This window comes from Pseudomonas sp. MWU12-2020, from assembly GCF_023100605.1.
GTDB lineage: Bacteria > Pseudomonadota > Gammaproteobacteria > Pseudomonadales > Pseudomonadaceae > Aquipseudomonas > Aquipseudomonas fluorescens_H.
Window position 1 is genome coordinate 54,438 of record NZ_JALMEX010000008.1, and the last position, 15,674, is coordinate 70,111.

Here is a 15,674-nt window from a genome sequence, read left to right on the forward strand (position 1 = left end):
TCAGTGACCTTCCTTCAGCGCGCCATCGGCTTCGACGCTCAGCGCGAACAGCGCAGCATGCGCGACTTCGACATTGAGCAACTGCTCTCGCGGCAAACCACGCGCCTGCGCCAGCAGCAGGCGCATCACGCCGCCATGACTGATCAGCAACACGCGCTCGCCGGCATAGGCCTGATGCAAACGCGCCACCGCACCGAGCACACGTTCAGCAAAATCGCTGACCGGCTCACCCTGCGGCGGCGTGAACGAATACGGATCGGCCCAGAACAGCCCCAGCGCCTCGGCATCGGTTTCCATCAACGCCGCTGCGCTCTGCCCTTCCCAGGCACCGAAATGCAATTCCTGCAGATCCTTGTCCAAATGAACCGGCAGATTCAGTTGCTCGCCCAACTCGGCAGCAAACCGCGCACACCGCTGCAGCGGCGAACTGACCAGCCGGTCCCACGGCCCACCTGCCACCACGGCGGCACGCATCTGTGCCCAGCCTTTTTCAGTCAGCGCATCATCGAGGCTGCCGCGCAAACCGCCGCCCAGTTCAGTCTCACCGTGGCGCAGCAGGTCCAGACGCAACGTCATGCCGGACGATCCGCCACCGCGGCTTCGGCGAACGTCGCCATTTGCCCGTGCAGGTCGCAGGCCAGACGCAACAACGGCACGGCCAACGCCGCCCCACTGCCCTCACCCAGACGCAAGCCAAGCTCCAGCAGCGGTTCAGCGTTGAGGGTTTCCAGCACGTGACGATGGCCCGGCTCGGCGCCACGGTGGCCGAACAGCAGCCACTCGCGGCAGGCCGGATTCAGCCGCACCGCCACCAGCGCAGCGACCGTGCAGATAAAGCCGTCGACCAGCACCGCGACGCCTTCCTGCGCACAGGCCAGATACGCGCCGACCAGTGCGGCGATTTCAAAACCGCCGAGGTTGAACAGGGTTTGCAGCGCATCACCACGCTGCGCCGCGTGCAGCGCCAGTGCGCGCTCGATCACTTGCGCTTTATGGCTGACGCCCTCGGCATTCAACCCGGTACCGGGACCGGTCAAGTGCACCACCGGACAGTCGAGCAAGGCACAGGCCAGCGCACTGGCGGCGGTGGTGTTGCCGATGCCCATTTCGCCGCCAATGAACAACTGTGCGCCAGCAGCTTTGGCCCGCAGCACGCTGTCACGACCGGCCTGCAACGCAAGTTCGCCCTGCGTCCGGGTCATCGCCGCGCCCTTGGCGAAGTTCGCTGTGCCCGGGCCGATGTTCAGATGACGCACACCCGGCAGATTCAACGTCGGTGTCACGGTGCCCAGATCGACCACTTCCAGACGCGCATCGAGCTGCCGCGCCAGCACGCTGATTGCCGCACCGCCGCTGACGAAGTTGAGCAACATCTGCCCGGTGACTTCCTGCGGGAACGCGGAAACACCTTCCGCGACCACACCATGATCGCCGGCAAAAATTGCGATCCACACCTGTTCAATCGTCGGTTTGATCTGCCCCTGCAATCCAGCCAGTTGCACCGCCACGGTTTCGAGGCGACCGAGGGAGCCGGCCGGTTTGGTCAGTTGCTGTTGGCGCGCCGCCGCCTGTTCAACGATCTCGGCATTCACGGATTGGCACGGGTTCAACCACCACGCTTGGGTCATAACGCAGGTCCTTTCAGGGTCAGGGGCAGGCCGGCGACGGTCAGGACGACTCGCTGACAACGCTCGGCCAGAGCTTGATGCAGCCAACCGGCTTCATCGACGTAGCGGCGAGTCAATTCGCCCAGCGGCACGACACCCATTCCGGTCTCGTTGCTGACAAAAATGATTTCTCCCGGCAATGACGCCAGGCAGTCCAGCAGGGCTTCACGCTCGGCAGCGAGTCGCGCGGCGTCATCGAGCATCAGCAGATTGGTCAGCCACAGGGTCAGGCAATCCACCAGCAGGCAACGCTCGGCGCTGGCGCTTTCACGCAGGACACGGGCCAGTTGCAGCGGCTCTTCGATCAGCGCCCATTCGGCCGGACGCCGCGCGCGGTGATGGGCGACGCGTTCATTCATCTCGCCGTCCAGCGGCTGGCTGGTGGCGATGTAAGTGACCGCCAGATGGCTGGCGCTGGCGAGTTTTTCCGCTAGGCGACTTTTGCCGGAGCGGGCGCCGCCGAGGATCAATTGGAGCATGGGGACATCCTGAAAATTATGTGTTGAGGCAATCGCCCTCTTCGCGGGCAAGCCCGCTCCCACAGTGACCGCAGTGGCTGAAACACCTCACTCCCCTGTGGAGGATGGAGATGTCCTGTCATTTATGTATTGAGGCAACCGGCCCCTTCGCGAGCAGGCTCGCTCCCACATGGGAATGCGTTCCAAAGTGGGAGCGAGCCTGCTCGCGAAGAGGCCGTAACAGCCAGCCTAAATCCCGCAGAGCTGGCGCAGTAGCCCGGTATCCAGATGCTGCTCCACCAGATCCGCCAGCCGCTCGATATCGCGCTCGCGCAAGCCGTGGTAATCCACCTCCTGCACATCACTCAACCCGGCCCAGCGCAGCAACGCGGCACTGGCTTGCGGTGATTCGAACAAGCCATGCAGATAGGTGCCGAACACCTGCCCGTCCAGACTTTGCGCACCGTCACAACGGCCGTCATCCAGATGCACGGCCGGGTTCTCCAGCGCCGGCCCCACCGTCACGCCCGCATGGATTTCATAGCCACTGACCTCGGCGTTTTCCAGCGCCAGACGTCCGCGTACATTGCGCAATTGCTTCTCGGCTTCCAGCGTGGTTTCGAACGCCAGCAAACCCAGACCGACACTGGATCCCGGCGCGCCTTCCAGGCCCAGCGGATCGTGTACTTGTTCGCCAAGCATTTGCAGACCGCCACAAATCCCCAGCAACTTGCCGCCATAACGCAAGTGCCGATTGATTGCCGCATCCCAGCCATTGGCGCGCAGATACGCGAGGTCGCTGCGCACGCTTTTCGAGCCAGGCAGGATGATCAAGTCGGCAGCCGGAATCGCCTGCCCCGGGCCGATGAATTGCAGATCGACCTGCGGATGCAAACGCAGCGGATCAAAGTCAGTGTGATTGCTAATGCGCGGCAGCACCGGCACCACCACTTTCAGCACTTGCTCGGCCTTGTCGGTCTGGCGCTGGTCGATGCCGTCCTCGGCTTCCAGGTGCAGATCCATCACGTACGGCAGCACGCCGACCACCGGTTTGCCGGTGCGCTGTTCCAGCCAGTCGAGGCCTGGTTGCAGCAAGGCGATGTCACCGCGAAAACGGTTGATGATGAAGCCCTTGACCCGCGCCTGCTCGCTCGGCGACAGCAGTTCAAGCGTGCCGACCAGATGAGCGAAAACGCCGCCGCGATTGATGTCGGCGATCAGCAGCACCGGGCAATCCACCGCTTCGGCAAAGCCCATGTTGGCGATTTCACCGGCACGCAGATTGATCTCGGCCGGCGAGCCAGCGCCTTCGACCATCACCAGCGGATACGCTGCGCTGAGTCGCTGGTGCGACGCGAGCACAGCTTGCATGGCGATGGCTTTGTAGTCGTGATACGCCACCGCGTTCATGCTGGTGACCGCGCGGCCATGGATGATCACCTGCGCGCCGGTGTCGCTGTTGGGCTTGAGCAGCACCGGGTTCATGTCGGTGTGCGGTTCGAGGTGCGCCGCTTGCGCCTGCACCGCCTGCGCCCGGCCGATCTCGCCGCCGTCGGCGGTCACCGCGCTGTTGAGCGCCATGTTCTGCGGTTTGAACGGCACCACCGCCACACCCTGACGGGTGGCCCAGCGGCACAGCGCTGTCACCAGCGTGCTTTTACCGGCGTCGGAAGTGGTGCCTTGCACCATCAGGGTGGTCATTTCATTTCCTTGGCAAAGGCTTGCAGCGCGTTTTCGAGACGCGCTTCTTCAGCGGCGTTGGCGGGCAGACCGAAACGCAGACTGCTGTTGTGAACGAAGATGCGCAGGAGGATGCCGCGCCGGGCCATGAATTCGTGCAGCGCCGCCGCGTGCTCGGTGATCAGCCACTGAAACAACGCGCAACCGCCGTGGGGTTTGAAGCCGTAGCGCTCCAGCAGCAGCGCCAGACGCTCACTGGCCTCATCGCTGCGAATACGTTGCCGGGTGTGCGCTTCGGTGTCTTGCAGACAGGCCTGACCGAGCACCCGTGTCGGCCCGCTGACCGCCCAGGGTCCGACCTGTTCGGCGAGCAATCTAAGCAATTTGCGCTCGGCCAGCACAAAGCCCAGACGCACCCCGGCCAGACCGAAAAACTTGCCGAACGAGCGCAGCACAATCAAACCAATCTGGCTGGTATGCGGCGCCAGACTCAGCTGCGGCGTGTTGTCCATGAACGCTTCATCGACCACCAGCCAGCCGCCACGCTGAGCCAGCCGCGCGTGCCAATCGAGCAGCCGCGCCGGGGTCAGGCTCAGGCCTGTCGGGTTGTTCGGATTGACCACCACCAGCACGTCGAGGCTGTCGAGAAAGAATTCGACTTCCTGCTCCAGCACTTCGCGCACGATGTAACCGCTGCGGCGCCAGGCTTCGGCGTGCTCGGCATAACACGGCGACAACACGCCGACCTTGCCGGCGCGGCGCAAACGCGGCAGCAACTGGATCGCCATTTGCGAACCGGCCACCGGCAGCACCTGCGAGGCGCCGTAGTAATCGCACGCGGCCTGCTCCAGCCCGTCATCGGTTTCCGGCAAGCGTGCCCAGGCGCGCAACGGAATCTCCGGCACTGCAAATGGCCACGGCGCGAGGCCGCTGGACAGGTCGAGCCAGTCAGCCTCGGCAATCCCGTAATCGAGTGCAGCCTTGCGCAGCCGGCCACCGTGCTCAAGCATAGAATTCAGCCCCCACGCAAAGAATCAGCAGCCATAACCATACCCCGCGCTGGACCAATTGCCAGCCGCGATCAATCGAATCGGCATCGGCTGGCGGACCTTCACCCAGTTGTGGACGCTCGTGCAGTTCGCCGTGATAGATCGCTGGCCCGCCCAGTTCGACACCCAATGCACCGGCGCCAGCCGCCATCACCGGACCGGCGTTAGGGCTGTCCCATTGCGGCCCCTGATTGCGCCAGCATTTCCAGGCAAGTCGGGTGTTGCCCAGCAGCGCGTAGGTCAGCGCCACCAGCCGGGCCGGAATGTAGTTGAGCACGTCGTCGATTTTTGCCGCGCACCAGCCGAAGCGCTCGAAGCGTTCGTTGCGATAGCCCCACATCGCGTCGAGGGTATTGCTCAGGCGATAAAGCACCACGCCCGGCGCACCGGCCACGACAAACCAGAACAGCGCGGCGAACACCGCGTCACTGCCGTTTTCCAGCACCGATTCAGTCGCGGCGCGAGCGACGGCGGTGCTGTCCAGTTCGCTGGTTTGGCGACTGACCAGATAGCCGACGCGTTTGCGCGCCTCTTGCAGATCATCAGCGCGCAAGGCGGCGGCTACCGGCGCGACATGCTCACCGAGGCTGCGCATGCCGAGGGCGCAATACAGCGCCAGAATCTCGACGATCCAGCCCACGTACGGTGCCCAGGAAAACGCGGTGGCGAGCAAGGTCAGCGGCAACACGGCGATCACCCACGCGGTGACCCCATGACTGCGCCAGCCGCGCCCGCCCGCATTGAAACGGCGCTCGATGCGCCCGGCAAAATTGCCGAACGCCACCAGCGGATGCCAGCGTTTCGGTTCACCCAGCAGCGCATCCAGCGCGACCGCGGCGACACTCAACAACGCCACACTCATTGACTCACTCCCCAATAATTTTCGTACAGCAACTCATTGAGCGGACGCGCCTGCGCCCACCCTTCGAGTACCAGCATCGGCGCCGGATAGAATTCCTTGACCGGGCCCAGGCACAACACTGCCAGCGGCTTGGCCCCGGCCGGCAACTGCAGCAGGTCGGCCAGTGCCTGCGGTTCGAACAGCGACACCCAGCCCATGCCCAGCCCTTCGGCACGAGACGCCAGCCACAGATTCTGAATCGCGCAGGACAGCGAGGCCATGTCCATTTCCGGCAGCGTACGACGACCGAAAATGTGTTTTTCGCGATCGTCCATCAGCGCTGCGACCAGCACTTCGGCGCAGTCGTTGATGCCTTCGACCTTGAGTTTCATGAACTCATCGCTGCGCTCGCCGAGGGCTTCGGCGGTGCGGATGCGTTCTTCTTCGACGAGGTGCTGAATCTGCCCGCGCAAGGCGCGATCGCTGATGCGGATGAAGCGCCATGGCTGCATCAGGCCGACGCTGGGCGCCTGATGCGCGGCTTCGAGCAGGCGGCGCAGCAGCTCCGGGTCGACCGTGCCGCCGGTGAAGTGGCGCATGTCGCGGCGTTCGGCGATGGCTCGGTAGACGGCTTGGCGCTCGGCTTCGGAGAATGTGTTGTCGGTCATGGACTCTTCGCGAGCAAGCCCGCTCCCACAGGGGTTAGGTGATCCAATGTGGGAGCGGGCTTGCTCGCGAAAGCGGCCTCGAGATCTGGTGCAAATAGTGCCGCGATAGCCGTAGGATTCGACGGAAAGTAGAAATGCACGTACGACGCCGTCATCCGCCCTTGCCGATAAACCGCCTCCGCCCCACGCCCGCCATTCGGGCTCAGGCCTCGGGCAATCGGCGTCAGCTCGGTGCTGGTCAGGGAATGGTGATAGGTGTGACCGCGCAACGAACCTTCCGGCAAATCCACCGCTTGCAGTGCCAGTGCCGCCAGACGCTTTTGCATCACCGCCTCACCGCGCAGCAGCCCGACCAGTTCGGCGCGGGTGCCGTCAACGTCGGTCAACGCGTCGAGCAGATACAACATGCCGCCACATTCGGCGAGCAGCGGTTTGCCGGCGGCGTGGTGCGCACGGATCGCGTCGAGCATCGCGGTGTTTTGCGCCAGCGCGACATGGTGCAATTCCGGGTAACCACCGGGCAGATACAGACTGTCGGCCGCAGGCAATTGGGTATCGCGGATCGGCGAGAAGAAGCTCAACTCGGCGCCCATCGCCCGCAGCAGATCGAGACTGGCGCCATAGGTGAAGGCAAAAGCCTCATCGCGAGCGACAGCAATGCGCACGCCATCGAGCAGTGGTTCAGCAGGGATCACTTCGGGCGCGGCGAATGCCACGGCCGGTGGCAGCGCTACCTCGCAACTGCTGGCCAGGGCTTCGGCGGCGGCGTCGAGACGCAGATCCAGATCATTCAGTTCACTGGCCTGCACCAGGCCGAGATGGCGGCTCGGCAACTCGATCCCGGTTTCCCGGGACAATGCGCCGTACCAGCGCAAACCTTCGGTGAGGCTGCCTTCGAGCAATTGCGCATGACGCAAAGTGCCGACACGGTTGGCCAGCACGCCAGCGAACGGCAGATCCGGCTGATAACGCGCCAGCCCCAACGCCAACGCGCCAAAGGTCTGGGCCATGGCGGTGCCGTCGATCACGCCGAGTACCGGCACGCCGAAATGCCGCGCCAGATCAGCGCTGGACGGCGTGCCGTCGAACAGGCCCATCACGCCTTCGATCAGGATCAGATCGGCTTCGGCGGCGGCTTCCCACAACAGGCGGCGGCTTTCCTGCTCGCCGACCATCCACATGTCCAGTTGATACACCGGCGCACCACTGGCGCGCTCGAGAATCATCGGGTCGAGAAAGTCCGGGCCGCACTTGAACACGCGCACCTTGCGCCCCTGATTGCGATGCAAGCGCGCGAGCGCGGCGGTGACGGTGGTCTTGCCCTGACCGGAGGCCGGTGCGGCAATCAGTACCGCCGGGCAGTGACGTGGTTGATTCAAAGTTCGACGCCTTTCTGCGCTTTGATGCCGGCCTGGAAGGCGTGTTTGAGCATGCCCATTTCGGTGACGGTATCGCCCATCTCGATCATTTCCGGCTTGGCCGCGCGACCGGTGACGATCACGTGTTGCATCGGCGGACGCGCCTGCAAGTCACTGAGCACCTGATCCAGATCGAGGTAGCCGTGCTTGAGCGCGATGTTCAGCTCGTCCAGCACCACCAGGCCAATCGACGGATCGCGCAGCAACTCGCGGGACACGGCCCACGCGGCTTCGGCAGCAGCGATGTCACGTTGGCGATCCTGAGTTTCCCAGGTGAAGCCCTCGCCCATCACGTGAAAGCGCACTTGCTCGGGGAAGCGGCGGAAGAACAGTTCTTCGCCCGTGCTGTTGCGGCCTTTGATGAACTGCACCACGCCGCACTGCATGCCGTGGCCCATGGCGCGGGCGAGCATGCCGAACGCCGAGCTGCTTTTGCCTTTGCCATTGCCGGTCAACACCAGCACCAGGCCGCATTCGTCAGGCGAATTGGCGATGCGTTCGTCGATCACGGCTTTTTTGCGCTGCATACGCGCCAGATGGCGTTCGTCGCGCTCGGGGGAATCGGTCATGGGGGAGCTCTCCGTTGAGGCTGGATAACGGCGGGCAGGCACAAGAATAGACGGCAAAAAGCCTGGCATCGCCCACCGTGATGCCGCTGGATGGATCAGGCCGGTCTCCGGGCTCATGAGCGGCGAATCGCCTGACTGCGCGCCTTCCCGCGTCTACGACACAGTGGCTCAATGCACAGTTTTCACTCATTTACCGTTGCGGGGGCAGCGCCGGGATCGTGATCGTTCTTCGCCTGAAGACAACCCTCACCGGCTTCCCTGTTTCACTCTGTCGACACAGGTCACAGAGCACCTGAAACAAGCCGCGAAGGTTAGAGGGTTGGGGGTGGAGCGTCAATTAAAGAGGGGGCCGTCGGGCGAATAACTGCCGCCGATCAATTATCTGACGCCAATCTTGTGCCACACTGAGACAAGTGATATCAAAAAGCCATGCTTTTGGTTGAAAAAGCACATCACAACAATAAGGATGATGACGATGCAAGGCATGATCATCAGCAACCCGCGCCTGGAATTCCTGCGCCCGATGCTTGAACGCTGGTTTGACTGTATCGACCGCTACAACGCTGTACGCGGCGACAACGACACCCCTTACTGGCATGACGAGAAAGCCAATCTCGGACTGCTCTCCGCGGCGGCATGGATGGCCGAGCTGGTGACTCTTTGCGATACCGCCACGCGCAAACAGAACGAGGACGGCGAACGCAACGCCCGCGCCGACCTGTTCATCGCCGGGGCCGAAGACCGCGCCTACCTTCAGGCGACCCAGCGCTGGCCGCGAGTCAACAACCTCAACCTGACCCAGGCCCTGCTGGAGATCACCAGCGACGCCAAACGCATCAGTTTTGCCAGCGACCTCAAGCTCGGCTGCCTGTTCGTCGCCCCGCAGAAGGCCCAGCATAGCGCCAGCCCCGAAGAGTTGCAGGACATGGTCGACGACCTGCAAAAGGAACATTGCTGCGCTGTGGCCTGGTATTTCCCCTACGCCTACCGCAAATTGCGCAGCGAAGCGGGCAACTATCACCCGGGCATCGCCGTGCTGTTCAAAGAGGCCCGCGGTTGAGCGGTTGAACCATCGGGTGCGCACACTCCTCTATGATTAGGCATGCATTCATAGGGAAGATCAGTAATGCGCAAAACCCAACTCGCTCTCGTCATCGCCCTCGCCGGAGGGCTCGCCGCCTGTGGTGAATCCTCCAGCCTGCAAGTTTCCGACGGCACCGGCCCGTCACCGAAACTGCCTGAACCGAACAAAACCCTGATCCCGACGGTGAACATCGCCCCGGCGATCGGCTGGCCCGCCGGCGGCAAACCGACCGCCGCAGCCGGCACGCAAGTGGCAGCGTTTGCCGAAGGCCTCGACCATCCGCGCTGGCTCTATGTCCTGCCCAACGGCGACGTGCTGGTGGCGGAAACCAACGCCCCACCGAAACCCGATGACAGCGCCGGCATTCGTGGCTGGGTGATGAAGAAAGTCATGGGCAAGGCCGGTGCTGGCGTGCCCAGCCCGAACCGCATCACCCTGCTGCGCGACGCCGACCACGATGGCGTGGCCGAAACGCGCACGGTGTTTCTGCAAAACCTCAATTCGCCGTTTGGCATGACCCTGGTCGGCAATGACCTGTACGTCGCTGACACCGATCGCTTGCTGCGCTTCCACTACGAACCCGGCGCGACCGAGATCAAGACGCAGCCGATCAAGGTCACCGACCTGCCGGGCGGCACGCTGAACCACCACTGGACCAAGAACGTCATCGCCAGCAAGGACGGCAGCAAGCTGTACGTCACCGTCGGCTCGAACAGCAACGTCGGCGAGAATGGTCTGGATAAAGAAGAAGGTCGCGCCGCGATCTGGGAAGTCGATCGCGCCACTGGCAACCACCGGATCTTCGCCTCGGGCATCCGCAACCCCAACGGTCTTGCCTGGGAACCCACCACGGGTGCGCTCTGGACAGCGGTGAACGAGCGTGACGAAATCGGCAGCGACCTGGTGCCGGACTACATCACCTCGGTCAAGGACGGCGGTTTTTACGGCTGGCCATTCAGCTATTACGGTCAACACGTGGATGTGCGGGTGAAGCCGCAGAATCTGGATCTGGTGGCCAAGGCCATCGCCCCGGACTACGCCGTTGGCCCGCACACCGCTTCACTGGGTCTGACCTTCGCCGATGGCAACAGCCTGCCGGCGCAATTCAAGGAGGGCGCCTTCATCGGCCAGCACGGCTCGTGGAACCGCAAACCGCACAGTGGCTACAAAGTGATTTTCGTACCGTTCGCCGCCGGCAAGCCGAACGGAGCACCGGTGGATGTGCTGACCGGTTTCCTCGACAAGGACGAAAGCGCACTTGGCCGCCCGGTGGGCGTGGTGATCGACCAGCAAGGTGGTTTGCTGGTGGCGGATGATGTGGGGAACAAGGTTTGGCGGGTGTCGTCCGCTAAATAAATCAGGGCCCGACACATAACAAATGTGGGAGCGGGCTTGCTCGCGAAAGCGTCAGGTCATTCAAAATCATGGATGAATGACACACCGCATTCGCGAGCAAGCCCGCTCCCACATTTAGATTTTCAGCGTTTACGGGTTATGCGCCAGGTGCTCCGGCTGCAACACCCGCTTGGCACTCAGATACGCCTTCTGCCAGTACGCCTTTGACAGGCTGTCCAGCTTCACCGTGCCGCCCGTCGCCGGCGCATGCACGAAACGCCCTTCCCCGACGTAGATCCCCGCATGGCTGACCTGCGAGCCGCCATTGGTGGCAAAGAAGATCAGGTCGCCGGTCTGCAACCCTTCTTTGCCGACATTCGGCGCCTGCATCACGATCATCTCGCGGGTAGAGCGCGGCAACGAGATACCGGCGGCATCGCGGTAGACGAAACCGATCAGGCCACTGCAATCAAACCCGGAGTCTGGTGTGTTGCCGCCCCAGCGATAAGGCGTGCCGACCAGGCCCAGCGCGCGAAACAGCACGTCTTCAGCAGCAGGCGAAAAAGCTTGGGAAGGCCCGAACACCACCGGGGCGCGTACGACGGGCGCAGGCGGCGGAGTGCGGCTGGCGCAGGCACTGAGCAGCGCTGCGAAGAAGATCACTGTGAGGCGGGCCGACATCGTCATAAGCAGAACATCCTGATCTGGCTGCGGCTTTCTCTGCCAAATGGACAGAAACAAAACCGCCTGCGGAGCACGCAGGCGGTTTGCCATCAATATAGATACAGGATTCTAGCGGCTACGCGGCAAACTTCAAGTAAGACTTTAACTTCACCTTGTAAAGTCTAGGTCTACTCCCTGGCCGGGCACCGTTTTTGTCGCCACGGGCGTGGCGACAAAGGGGGAATTACTTGCGAGCGGTGACCACGGTCGGTGCCATCGCTAGGGCGCGTTTGGCTTCGATGAAGGTCTTGCTCCAGTAGCTGTCACCCAGGCTGTCGATGCGAACACCGCCGCTGCGACGACTGCTGGAGTGGATGAACTGGTTGTCACCCAGGTAGATCCCCGCGTGACTCACACGACCGCGACGACCATTGGTGGCGAAGAACAGCAGATCGCCCGGCTCAAGGTTGCTGCGCGAGACCAGTGGGGCATCCACGTTGATCATTTCGCGAGTGGAGCGCGGCAGATTCATGCCGGCTTCTTCGCGGAACAGGTAACCGATGAAACCGCTGCAATCGAAACCGGCTTCAGAGGTACCGCCGAAACGGTAACGGGTACCGATCAGGGACATGCCGCGTTCGAGGATGCTGTCGGCCAGAACCGGAAGCTCGTACGGCTTCTTGTTGAAGTCCGATAGTTCTTTTTCGGTATCCAGCTCTTCCTGGTAAATAACGGAAGACTGGGCAGTGGCAGAATTTTTAACCTGTTGAGGCTGCTCTTGAACTGGAGAATGAGCAGCGCAACCGAACAACAGGGTGACGAGTGCGAGAGGCACGAGGGGTGCGAAGCGATTTAGCATGGGCACGACCGTGGCTGAAGTTGTAAAGAAGCCGAGACTATGCCCGCTATCGGCCTCATTTGCAAATTCAATCGATCTTTTTGTGACTTCCCGGTTTCTCGTTTACATCTAAGCGCTTAAGCCCATTTGAATCGATACGCGGTCTGCACACGGTGCGGAAAAGCGGATTTTCTGGCGCCTGAAATATGCCGAAACGTGCTCCAGCCCCCGTATTTCAAGGGCTGGCTACCAGCCGAGGGTTTCTTTCAGAAACGGAATAGTCAGCTTGCGTTGCGCCTGCAACGAGGCCTGATCCAGCTGTTCGAGCAGGTCGAACAATGCACTCATGCTGCGGGTGCCGCGGGTCAGAATAAAGTGTCCGACTTCATCGGTCAGGTGCAGACCGCGACGCGATGCGCGCAATTGCAGGGCACGCAATTTGTCTTCATCGGAAAGCGGGCGCATCTGGAAGATCAGCGCCAGGGTCAGGCGCGATTTGAGGTCGGCCAGTTTCACCGGCAACTCGCGTGGCGAGGTTGAAGCAGCAATCAGCAAGCGCCGACCGCTGTCACGCAGACGGTTGAACAGATGAAACATCGCCTCTTCCCAGTCTGCCTTGCCGGCAATCACCTGCAAGTCATCCAGGCAGACCAGTTCGTACTGCTCAAGGTTGTCGAGGATTTCGATACCACGATCCATCAGCTCGGCCAGTGGCAGATACACCGCTGGCTCACCCATCTGCTCGAAACGCAGGCAAGCCGCCTGCAACAGATGCGTACGCCCTACCCCATGCTTGCCCCACAGGTAGATCAGGCTTTCGGTCCAGCCGGCGTCGGCTTCGCATAGGCGCTCGACATAGCCGAGTGCAGCGGCATTGGCGCCTGGGTAGTAGTTGATGAAGGTGGCGTCGTCACGCAGACGCACACCTAGGGGCAGCTGAATCGGTTTCATGCTGACTGAACAGTTCTCAAGGAACCGTTAGTGGCCTCTGTGTAAAGTTTGCGAAGTTTATACCCGTGAAGCGGAGCGCACAATGCGACAGACCCCAAGCAAAATCAAAGGTTTGCGTTAATGCGCTGGTTTTATGACAGTTTCTCTGACGCACTGCCGTGCGAACCCTGCGCAAAACGCAGGCCAACCCGGCGCAATGCCGGGCCGCCCGTGATCGGATTACAACTCGGGCTCATCTGTCCCGCTGTAGATATCCGAGTCCTTGTACAGATCGTGCACGTGACGCACCAGCACCATGATCACCGCCGCCACCGGCAGTGCCAGCAGGACACCGGTAAAGCCGAACAGCTCACCACCGGCCAGGATCGCAAAGATCACCGCCACCGGATGCAGGCCGATCCGGTCGCCCACCAGCAGCGGCGTCAGCACCATGCCTTCCAGGGCTTGGCCGACCATAAACACCGCAACGATCCCGATCATCGGATACAGATCACCACCGAACTGGAACAGCCCGGCAATCAGCGCCGCGCCAATGCCGATCACGAAACCCATGTACGGCACGATGGCCGCCAGGCCTGCAATCAGGCCTATCAACAGGCCCAACTCCAGACCGACGATCATCAGGCCCGCCGCATAAATCACGCCCAGCGCCAGCATCACCAGCAGTTGCCCGCGCACAAACGCGCCGAGCACCTCGTGGCATTCACCCGCCAGCGAGACGATGGTTTCTTCACGATCACGCGGCAACAGGCTGCGGATCTTGGCCATCATCACATCCCAGTCGCGCAGCAGGTAGAAACTCACCACCGGAATCAGCACCAGATTCGCCAACCAGCCGATCAGCGCCAGACTCGAGGCCGTCGCCTGACTCAACACCACACCGACGATGTCGGTCGTCTGGCCCATGTGCTCGCTAATCGCTGCCTTGACCTTGTCGAACTTCCAGAAGCCGTCCGACAACCCCAGCTTCGACTGCGCCCACGGCAGTGCAGTGTGCTGCAGCCAGTCGAGCATCTGCGGTGCCAGTTCGTACAAGCGCACCAACTGCTTGGCGAGCATCGGCACCAGCACCAAGAGCAACGTCGTGACGATCAGAGTGAACAACGCAAACACCGCGATCACGCCCCAGGTGCGTGACATGCCGAGACGTTCCAGGCGATCCACCAGCGGATCGAACAGATACGCCAGCAGCAGCGCCACCAGGAACGGTGTGAGGATCGGATGCAGCAACCAGACAAACGCGCAAAGCAGGACTACCCCACCGAGCCAGAACCAACGCCGCGAATCGGCCATGTATCACTCCTGCTTCTATATAAGGAAAGACTTACCAGCGAAACCGCAACGAAGGCGCTACCGGTGCAGGCGCCTGAGCCGCAACAGGCGCCGCACCTGCGACGGCTGGCTGCGGCGCTGCCACTGGCGTCGGTGCTTCGGCCGGCAACTCCTGCAACTTCGCCAGCGACAATTGCGAACGCAACTGATCGGCACTGCCGCTGACCCGATACACGATGCGATCACCCTCGACACTTTGCAGACGCACACCGAACGGTTCGAGTAACCGCAGCAGCGTGGCGTAATGCTCAAGATTCATGCCCTGCACTTCCAGCGTCTGTTGACCCGAAGCGCCAGGCTTGGCGACAAATCGCGGCGCCAGACGCTCGGCCACCGCCAGCATCACCGCATCGGCCACCGCGGCCTGATCGGCGCCCTGCACATTACCGGCCTCTTTCTGATCGCCCAGCCATAGATGCCAGCTGGCTTGCCACTGCCCGCCCTGTTCGTGCGCATGCACCGCCAGCAAGGCATCTGCACCGTAACGCTCCGAGGCCCCGCGCAAAGGCGCGGGATCGGTGCCATCGAGCACCGGCGCCGTGGCGACCAATTGCTCACTCAGATCCGCCAGCGGCAAACGCAGCGGCAAGCCACGATGCTGAGCCGCAGAACGCAATGGCGCAGCCGCTGCCTGACCGTCGCCGACCAGACTCGAGCCTTCAGTCGAATCGTTCAGCCACCAGCTCAGAATCGACGGGCGACTCGCGCCCCACAACGAAAGCCCGGCCCGACGCAGTGCCTGCTCGGTGGTGGCCGGATCGAAATCGACTTTCAGCACCTCCGGCGGCCCGGCATCGAAACCGAACTGGCTGATGATCTGCTGCGGGTCCTTGCGAATCGCCGCCAGCCCCGGATTCTGCGGGGCCTTGGGGTCACCGGTCAGACGCAACACCAGCGTATCGAGCGCCGCCTGCGTGGCGCGATCACGCTCTTCCGGGGCCTGACTGCTCACCGGCTGGCGTACTTGATAAAGACCCTTGAGGTTCTCGGCATGACTCGCCAGGCTGACGACCGACAAACAACCCACAACCAACAATTTACAAAAACGCATGGAAAATTCCCGTCGACAGGAGCGGCTGGAACAGGCCGCGTGAACCGGTTAAGCAAGGCTGTGACAATCT

Annotated in this window: 16 protein-coding genes and 1 riboswitch; of the genes, 2 read left to right on the forward strand and 14 right to left on the reverse strand. The window is 62.4% G+C overall.

Translation table 11 applies throughout. The annotated features are described in order from the left end of the window. The 9 genes from cobC to cobO form a co-directional block, all read right to left on the reverse strand. On the reverse strand, positions 1–576 hold the full coding sequence (gene cobC / locus M0814_RS18790) for an alpha-ribazole phosphatase family protein (RefSeq protein WP_103485446.1): 576 nt from the start codon (positions 574–576) through the stop codon (positions 1–3). Then, entirely contained in the window at positions 573–1,628 is a 1,056-nt protein-coding gene (cobT, locus tag M0814_RS18795; RefSeq protein ID WP_103485445.1) for a nicotinate-nucleotide--dimethylbenzimidazole phosphoribosyltransferase, read from the reverse strand. The genes cobC and cobT overlap by 4 nt, the downstream gene beginning before the upstream one ends. Then, positions 1,625–2,146 (reverse strand): bifunctional adenosylcobinamide kinase/adenosylcobinamide-phosphate guanylyltransferase, encoded by a 522-nt coding sequence (gene cobU / locus M0814_RS18800; RefSeq protein ID WP_003223063.1) that lies wholly within the window; start codon positions 2,144–2,146, stop codon positions 1,625–1,627. Before cobU ends, cobT begins: the two co-directional genes overlap by 4 nt. 228 nt (positions 2,147–2,374) lie before the next feature. Next, positions 2,375–3,826, reverse strand: coding sequence for a cobyric acid synthase (locus M0814_RS18805; RefSeq protein ID WP_103485444.1), 1,452 nt, complete (start codon positions 3,824–3,826; stop codon positions 2,375–2,377). Then, positions 3,823–4,815, reverse strand: a complete 993-nt coding sequence (gene cobD, locus M0814_RS18810) for a threonine-phosphate decarboxylase CobD (RefSeq protein ID WP_103485443.1) — start codon at positions 4,813–4,815, stop codon at positions 3,823–3,825. The genes M0814_RS18805 and cobD overlap by 4 nt, the downstream gene beginning before the upstream one ends. Further along, positions 4,808–5,716: an adenosylcobinamide-phosphate synthase CbiB gene (gene cbiB / locus M0814_RS18815; protein WP_103485442.1), complete on the reverse strand. Its 909-nt coding sequence runs from the start codon at positions 5,714–5,716 to the stop codon at positions 4,808–4,810. Before cbiB ends, cobD begins: the two co-directional genes overlap by 8 nt. Further along, positions 5,713–6,363: a 5,6-dimethylbenzimidazole synthase gene (bluB, locus tag M0814_RS18820; protein ID WP_103485441.1), complete on the reverse strand. Its 651-nt coding sequence runs from the start codon at positions 6,361–6,363 to the stop codon at positions 5,713–5,715. The genes cbiB and bluB overlap by 4 nt, the downstream gene beginning before the upstream one ends. Further along, positions 6,360–7,742: a cobyrinate a,c-diamide synthase gene (locus M0814_RS18825; RefSeq protein WP_103485440.1), complete on the reverse strand. Its 1,383-nt coding sequence runs from the start codon at positions 7,740–7,742 to the stop codon at positions 6,360–6,362. The genes bluB and M0814_RS18825 overlap by 4 nt, the downstream gene beginning before the upstream one ends. Next, a complete protein-coding gene (gene cobO / locus M0814_RS18830; RefSeq protein WP_003223053.1) occupies positions 7,739–8,350 on the reverse strand; it encodes a cob(I)yrinic acid a,c-diamide adenosyltransferase in 612 nt (203 codons plus the stop codon). Before cobO ends, M0814_RS18825 begins: the two co-directional genes overlap by 4 nt. An 80-nt stretch (positions 8,351–8,430) precedes the next feature. Further along, a riboswitch (cobalamin riboswitch) is annotated at positions 8,431–8,661 on the reverse strand. 164 nt (positions 8,662–8,825) lie between these two features. Here cobO and M0814_RS18835 point away from each other — a divergent pair. Then, positions 8,826–9,410, forward strand: coding sequence for a hypothetical protein (locus M0814_RS18835; RefSeq protein ID WP_103485439.1), 585 nt, complete (start codon positions 8,826–8,828; stop codon positions 9,408–9,410). Positions 9,411–9,476: 66 nt separating this feature from the next. After that, a complete protein-coding gene (locus tag M0814_RS18840; protein WP_103485438.1) occupies positions 9,477–10,790 on the forward strand; it encodes a sorbosone dehydrogenase family protein in 1,314 nt (437 codons plus the stop codon). 129 nt (positions 10,791–10,919) lie between these two features. Here M0814_RS18840 and M0814_RS18845 read toward each other — a convergent pair whose 3' ends face one another. From M0814_RS18845 to M0814_RS18865, 5 genes are all read right to left on the reverse strand, one after another. Further along, positions 10,920–11,456, reverse strand: a complete 537-nt coding sequence (locus tag M0814_RS18845; protein WP_027614054.1) for a C40 family peptidase — start codon at positions 11,454–11,456, stop codon at positions 10,920–10,922. Positions 11,457–11,676: 220 nt separating this feature from the next. Beyond that, positions 11,677–12,291, reverse strand: coding sequence for an NlpC/P60 family protein (locus M0814_RS18850; RefSeq protein ID WP_103485436.1), 615 nt, complete (start codon positions 12,289–12,291; stop codon positions 11,677–11,679). A gap of 225 nt (positions 12,292–12,516) precedes the next feature. Next, on the reverse strand, positions 12,517–13,221 hold the full coding sequence (gene hda, locus M0814_RS18855; RefSeq protein ID WP_003223042.1) for a DnaA regulatory inactivator Hda: 705 nt from the start codon (positions 13,219–13,221) through the stop codon (positions 12,517–12,519). A 219-nt stretch (positions 13,222–13,440) separates the two neighbouring features. After that, entirely contained in the window at positions 13,441–14,514 is a 1,074-nt protein-coding gene (locus tag M0814_RS18860; protein ID WP_003223041.1) for an AI-2E family transporter, read from the reverse strand. Positions 14,515–14,545: 31 nt separating this feature from the next. Then, a complete protein-coding gene (locus M0814_RS18865; RefSeq protein WP_003223040.1) occupies positions 14,546–15,604 on the reverse strand; it encodes a DUF2066 domain-containing protein in 1,059 nt (352 codons plus the stop codon). Positions 15,605–15,674 lie beyond the last annotated feature (70 nt).

Excerpts from the sequence above, each read along its gene's own strand:
- cobC (WP_103485446.1), bottom strand. The coding sequence starts at position 576 with ATGACGTTGCGTCTGGACCTGCTGCGCCACGGTGAGACTGAACTGGGC.
- cobT (WP_103485445.1), bottom strand. The coding sequence starts at position 1,628 with ATGACCCAAGCGTGGTGGTTGAACCCGTGCCAATCCGTGAATGCCGAG.
- cobU (WP_003223063.1), bottom strand. The coding sequence starts at position 2,146 with ATGCTCCAATTGATCCTCGGCGGCGCCCGCTCCGGCAAAAGTCGCCTA.
- M0814_RS18805 (WP_103485444.1), bottom strand. The coding sequence starts at position 3,826 with ATGACCACCCTGATGGTGCAAGGCACCACTTCCGACGCCGGTAAAAGC.
- cobD (WP_103485443.1), bottom strand. The coding sequence starts at position 4,815 with ATGCTTGAGCACGGTGGCCGGCTGCGCAAGGCTGCACTCGATTACGGG.
- cbiB (WP_103485442.1), bottom strand. The coding sequence starts at position 5,716 with ATGAGTGTGGCGTTGTTGAGTGTCGCCGCGGTCGCGCTGGATGCGCTG.
- bluB (WP_103485441.1), bottom strand. The coding sequence starts at position 6,363 with ATGACCGACAACACATTCTCCGAAGCCGAGCGCCAAGCCGTCTACCGA.
- cobO (WP_003223053.1), bottom strand. The coding sequence starts at position 8,350 with ATGACCGATTCCCCCGAGCGCGACGAACGCCATCTGGCGCGTATGCAG.
- M0814_RS18835 (WP_103485439.1), top strand. The coding sequence starts at position 8,826 with ATGCAAGGCATGATCATCAGCAACCCGCGCCTGGAATTCCTGCGCCCG.
- M0814_RS18840 (WP_103485438.1), top strand. The coding sequence starts at position 9,477 with ATGCGCAAAACCCAACTCGCTCTCGTCATCGCCCTCGCCGGAGGGCTC.
- M0814_RS18845 (WP_027614054.1), bottom strand. The coding sequence starts at position 11,456 with ATGACGATGTCGGCCCGCCTCACAGTGATCTTCTTCGCAGCGCTGCTC.
- M0814_RS18850 (WP_103485436.1), bottom strand. The coding sequence starts at position 12,291 with ATGCTAAATCGCTTCGCACCCCTCGTGCCTCTCGCACTCGTCACCCTG.
- hda (WP_003223042.1), bottom strand. The coding sequence starts at position 13,221 with ATGAAACCGATTCAGCTGCCCCTAGGTGTGCGTCTGCGTGACGACGCC.
- M0814_RS18860 (WP_003223041.1), bottom strand. The coding sequence starts at position 14,514 with ATGGCCGATTCGCGGCGTTGGTTCTGGCTCGGTGGGGTAGTCCTGCTT.
- M0814_RS18865 (WP_003223040.1), bottom strand. The coding sequence starts at position 15,604 with ATGCGTTTTTGTAAATTGTTGGTTGTGGGTTGTTTGTCGGTCGTCAGC.